A 2,526-nucleotide genomic window follows, 5' to 3' on the forward strand; every position below is an offset into this window, starting at 1 on the left:
AGGGGAGTGAAATAGTACCTGAAACCGTGTGCTTACAATCCGTCAGAGGCTTTCGGGCTGATGGCGTGCCTTTTGAAGAATGAGCCTGCGAGTTAGTGGTATGTCGCGAGGTTAACCCGTGTGGGGAAGCCGTAGCGAAAGCGAGTCCTAATAGGGCGATCCAGTGGCATGCTCTAGACCCGAAGCGGAGTGATCTACCCATGGCCAGTGTGAAGCGACGGTAAGACGTCGTGGAGGCGCGAACCCACTTAGGTTGAAAACTGAGGGGATGAGTTGTGGGTAGGGGTGAAAGGCCAATCAAACTCCGTGATAGCTGGTTCTCCCCGAAATGCATTTAGGTGCAGCGTCGCATGTTTCACCTCGGAGGTAGAGCTACTGGATGGCCGATGGGCCCTACAAGGTTACTGACGTCAGCCAAACTCCGAATGCCGAGGTGTGAGAGTGCGGCAGTGAGACTGTGGGGGATAAGCTTCATAGTCGAGAGGGAAACAGCCCAGATCGCCGGCTAAGGCCCCTAAGCGTGTACTAAGTGGAAAAGGATGTGGGATCGCTGAGACAGCCAGGAGGTTGGCTTAGAAGCAGCCACCCTTGAAAGAGTGCGTAATAGCTCACTGGTCAAGTGGTCCTGCGCCGACAATTTAGCGGGGCTCAAGTACACCGCCGAAGCCGCGGCACTCACACAATAACCTCCTCCGGGCAGGTGTGTGGGTGGGTAGGGGAGCGTCGTGTGGCCATAGAAGCGTCGGAGTGATCCAGGCGTGGAGGCCACACGAGTGAGAATGCAGGCATGAGTAGCGAATGACGAGTGAGAAACTCGTCCGCCGAATGATCAAGGGTTCCTGGGTCAAGCTAATCTGCCCAGGGTGAGTCGGGACCTAAGGCGAGGCCGACAGGCGTAGTCGATGGACAACGGGTTGATATTCCCGTACCCGTGTGTGCGCGCCCATGGTGAATCAGTGATACTAACCGCCCTGAATGGCCTAGAGCATCCTTCGGGATGACGTGGTCTGGATGCGCGGGACCTGATCTGGTAGTAGCCAAGCGATGGGGTGACGCAGGAAGGTAGCTGGGCCAGTCAGTGGTTGTACTGGTGTAAGAGTGTAGGCCGTGACATAGGCAAATCCGTGTCACATTAAGGCTGAGACTTGATGCATACCCGTTGTGGGGAATTCAGTGATCCTATGCTGCCGAGAAAAGCCTCTAGTGAGTTCATACACGGCCCGTACCCCAAACCGACACAGGTGATCAGGTAGAGAATACCAAGGCGATCGAGAGAACTGTGGTTAAGGAACTCGGCAAAATACCCCCGTAACTTCGGGAGAAGGGGGGCCATGCCCGGTGAACATCTTCACGGTGGGAGCTGGGTGTGGTCGCAGAGACCAGAGAGAAGCGACTGTTTACTAAAAACACAGGTCCGTGCGAAGACGTAAGTCGATGTATACGGACTGACGCCTGCCCGGTGCTGGAAGGTTAAGAGGACCGGTTAGCCGCAAGGCGAAGCTGAGAATTTAAGCCCCAGTAAACGGCGGTGGTAACTATAACCATCCTAAGGTAGCGAAATTCCTTGTCGGGTAAGTTCCGACCTGCACGAATGGCGTAACGACTTCTCTGCTGTCTCGACCACAGACTCGGCGAAATTGCACTACGAGTAAAGATGCTCGTTACGCGCGGCAGGACGAAAAGACCCCGGGACCTTTACTATAGCTTGGTATTGGCGTTCGATTCGGTTTGTGTAGGATAGGTGGGAGACTGTGAAGCATGCACGCCAGTGTGTGTGGAGTCGTTGTTGAAATACCACTCTGATCGTATTGGACGTCTAACCTCGGCCCATGATCTGGGTTAGGGACAGTGCCTGGTGGGTAGTTTAACTGGGGCGGTTGCCTCCTAAAGAGTAACGGAGGCGCCCAAAGGTTCCCTCAGCCTGGATGGCAATCAGGTGTTGAGTGCAAGTGCACAAGGGAGCTTGACTGTGAGACTGACACGTCGAGCAGGGACGAAAGTCGGGACTAGTGATCCGGCACCGGCAAGTGGAAGCGGTGTCGCTCAACGGATAAAAGGTACCCCGGGGATAACAGGCTGATCTTCCCCAAGAGTCCATATCGACGGGATGGTTTGGCACCTCGATGTCGGCTCGTCGCATCCTGGGGCTGGAGTAGGTCCCAAGGGTTGGGCTGTTCGCCCATTAAAGCGGCACGCGAGCTGGGTTTAGAACGTCGTGAGACAGTTCGGTCTCTATCCGCCGCGCGCGTAAGAAACTTGAGGAAAGCTGTCCCTAGTACGAGAGGACCGGGACGGACGAACCTCTGGTGTGCCAGTTGTTCCACCAGGAGCATCGCTGGTTAGCTACGTTCGGAAGGGATAACCGCTGAAAGCATCTAAGCGGGAAGCCTGTTCCAAGATGAGGTTTCTCACCACCTTGCGTGGTTAAGGCCCCCCACAGACCATGGGGTTGATAGGCCGGAACTGGAAGCGCAGCAATGCGTGGAGGTGACCGGTACTAATCGGCCGAGGGCTTACACACAATAC

General features: G+C 55.6%; 1 rRNA gene (running past one end of the window). It reads left to right on the top strand.

Annotated elements, in window-relative coordinates:
• A 23S ribosomal RNA gene (locus tag ABIE38_RS18060) occupies positions 1 to 2,521 on the top strand (it extends 575 nt beyond the left edge of the window).
• Positions 2,522 to 2,526: the final 5 nt, after the last annotated feature.

This window comes from Dietzia sp. 2505, from assembly GCF_040546785.1.
Taxonomy (GTDB): domain Bacteria; phylum Actinomycetota; class Actinomycetes; order Mycobacteriales; family Mycobacteriaceae; genus Dietzia.